General features: G+C 29.5%; 3 protein-coding genes. All 3 read left to right on the top strand.

Annotation, left to right across the window (positions count from 1 at the left end; translation table 11 throughout):
* The coding region (locus tag J3S90_RS15650) for an IS3 family transposase (protein WP_210646965.1) at window positions 1-630 on the top strand (630 nt) is incomplete at its 5' end.
* 174 nt (window positions 631-804) lie between these two features.
* Window positions 805-1,425, top strand: a complete 621-nt coding sequence (locus J3S90_RS15645; protein ID WP_210646964.1) for a hypothetical protein — start codon at window positions 805-807, stop codon at window positions 1,423-1,425.
* Between the two features lie 267 nt (window positions 1,426-1,692).
* A complete protein-coding gene (gene fic / locus J3S90_RS15640) occupies window positions 1,693-2,250 on the top strand; it encodes a protein adenylyltransferase Fic (protein ID WP_210646963.1) in 558 nt (185 codons plus the stop codon).
* Window positions 2,251-2,560: the final 310 nt, after the last annotated feature.

Here is a 2,560-nt window from a genome sequence, read left to right as displayed (position 1 = left end):
AGAAGTTATGGTTTATTGGTTAAGAAAACAAAACGTTTTCATATTACAACCGACTCTAAGCACTTCTTTTTCAAATCTCCTAATCTGCTCAAAGATTTAACTTTAACCCACGCAGAACAAGTCTTTGTAAGCGACATAACCTATATAAAGATTGATGGCGGTCACTCCTATTTGGCTTTAGTTACCGATGCGTATTCTAAAAAAATAATGGGTTGGAAATTAGATAACAATATGAAAGTTTCATTAGTTAAAGAAGCACTACAAATGGCCTATAAAAATTGCATTCACAAGCATAAAAACATCATTCACCATTCCGATAGAGGAATACAATATTGTTGGCCCGATTTCTCTGAGTTTGCTCAAAACAAAGGTTTTATATTAAGTACGACACAACAATATGATCCCTATGAAAATGCTGTAGCCGAAAGAATTAATGGAATTCTGAAATATGAATTCGGACTAAAAAATACAATCAAAAACATACAAACTGCTCAAAAAATGATAAAAGAAGCCGTAGAAATTTATAATAACGAAAGATTACATTGGAGTTTAGAACTTAAAACGCCTCAAGAAGTACATCAAAAATACAACCAACAACCTTACAAATCCTATGCACGAAACAATGCGTAAGGAATGTTGGTAACTTTTTTAAAACCCGTAGGGAATTTTTTAAAAAAAGTTATCAATGTTCCGATTACATTTAAGTAAATTTGATCAAATTAATAACCTAAAAATGGTCAACGTATTTTAGGACAAGACAGCATATCGCTAAAATTAAGGGATTCCAAATTAAAAACTTAAAATATGAATGAAGAAATTACACGATGGCTACCTTTATTAGTGGTAACACTTGCAGGTATTTTTGCTTTATCTCAAATTAGGTCAAATAATATAACTAATGCTAGAATAAAATGGTTAGAAAATTTAAAACAAATGTTAACAGATTTTATAATGGAAAGTACAGTTTTTCAATTAAAAGAAGGTGTTAGTAAAGGAATTGAAGAAATTAAACAAAAAGATAAAATCTCTGAAGATGCGAAATTATTTTTAAATAAAATTAATGATAGTACATTCGAACATCTGAAAATTATTGACTGTAAATATAATCTGATACTACTTAATTTAAATCCAAAAGAAAAATTACATCAAAAACTTGAAAATCTACTAGAACAGTATATGAATATGTTCAATCAAATTCCAGCTCAAAAAAATCTTAATGATTATAATATATTAATCCGAAAAATGACTCCTCATTCTGATACAATTATTTTACTTGTAAGATATGTAATGAAATTGGAGTGGGAAAAGACGAAACGCTCATATTTCTCAAGAATATTTTATTTGAAATTTGGAAAGGGAAAAGAAATATTACACGAAGCTTTAAACTTGAAATTATTACCAATAAAAGAAGTCCATAAAACATAAAAACACTACAGCTAACAGCGGTTTTGCGAGATTGCGAAATAAGTGCTAAATTCAAGTTTATCTTTCGCAATAAATTTTATCTTAGCCGAAAAATCGCGGTTCCGAAGTTCGCAACCTCGCAAAGCCACGAGACGTTAGCAGATAGCGCACCGCACCGGAATTTAAAACAGCTAAAAAACAAAAAAAACTATAAAAAAGTAATACGTTTTTAAAGTAATTCACAAACATTTAAAGTATTTTTGACAAAGAAATTTATAGCTGAATTATATGAAAAACATTGATAAAAAGAGTTTAGAAAATGCGTATCGATTATTTGAATCAGATGATATAAATAAAATTGAAATAGGTTCAACCAAAGGTTTAAAGCAAATACATAGTTATTTATTTAACGAATTATATGACTTTGCGGGTAAAGTTCGTGACAAAAATATATCAAAAGGTGGATTTAGATTTGCAAATGCTTTGTATTTAAGCGAAATTTTAGTCAAAATTGAACAAATGCCTGAAAATAATTTTGATGAAATTATTGCCAAATATGTAGAAATGAATATCGCTCACCCATTTATGGAAGGTAACGGTAGAACTATGCGAATTTGGTTGGATATGCTTTTGAAATCTAAACTAAAAAAATTAGTAAATTGGCAATATGTAGACAAATCACTTTATCTACAAGCTATGGAAAGAAGTCCAATTAATGATTTAGAATTAAGAACTTTATTAAATAGTAACTTAACTGAAGAAATAAACAATAGAGAAGTAATCTTCAAAGGAATTGAACAATCTTATTATTATGAAGGCTATCAGAAAGAAGATGATGAAGAATAATTAATAACTCAAATACCGAAGAAATAAGCGCCATCTGCTAACAGCCGTTTGGCGAGATTGGGGTTTTAGGCTTAATTTGAAGATGGTTTTGTACTTGGAAAATTTGTGTTTAATGGAAAAATCTCGCATCTTTAATCCCCAACCTCGCCAAGCGGCAAGACGTTAGCAGTAACCATACCTCAGGCCTCGTCCTAAAATAGGTTGACTAAAAATTAAACACTTTTAGTATCCTATGGAAACAAACAAAAAACAACCCTGTCGAAAAAATGAGTATCAAAAAATAAGCTTTGATCTCAAACTTTCCATCATT

The organism is Flavobacterium flabelliforme, from assembly GCF_017948675.1.
Taxonomy (GTDB): domain Bacteria; phylum Bacteroidota; class Bacteroidia; order Flavobacteriales; family Flavobacteriaceae; genus Flavobacterium; species Flavobacterium pygoscelis.
The sequence above is the reverse complement of the archived record's forward strand: the minus strand, read 5'-3'. Positions and strand labels throughout refer to the sequence as shown.

Bases quoted from the DNA above. Each gene is read 5' to 3' on its own strand.
- J3S90_RS15645 (WP_210646964.1), top strand. From the start codon at position 805: ATGAATGAAGAAATTACACGATGGCTACCTTTATTAGTGGTAACACTT.
- fic (WP_210646963.1), top strand. From the start codon at position 1,693: ATGAAAAACATTGATAAAAAGAGTTTAGAAAATGCGTATCGATTATTT.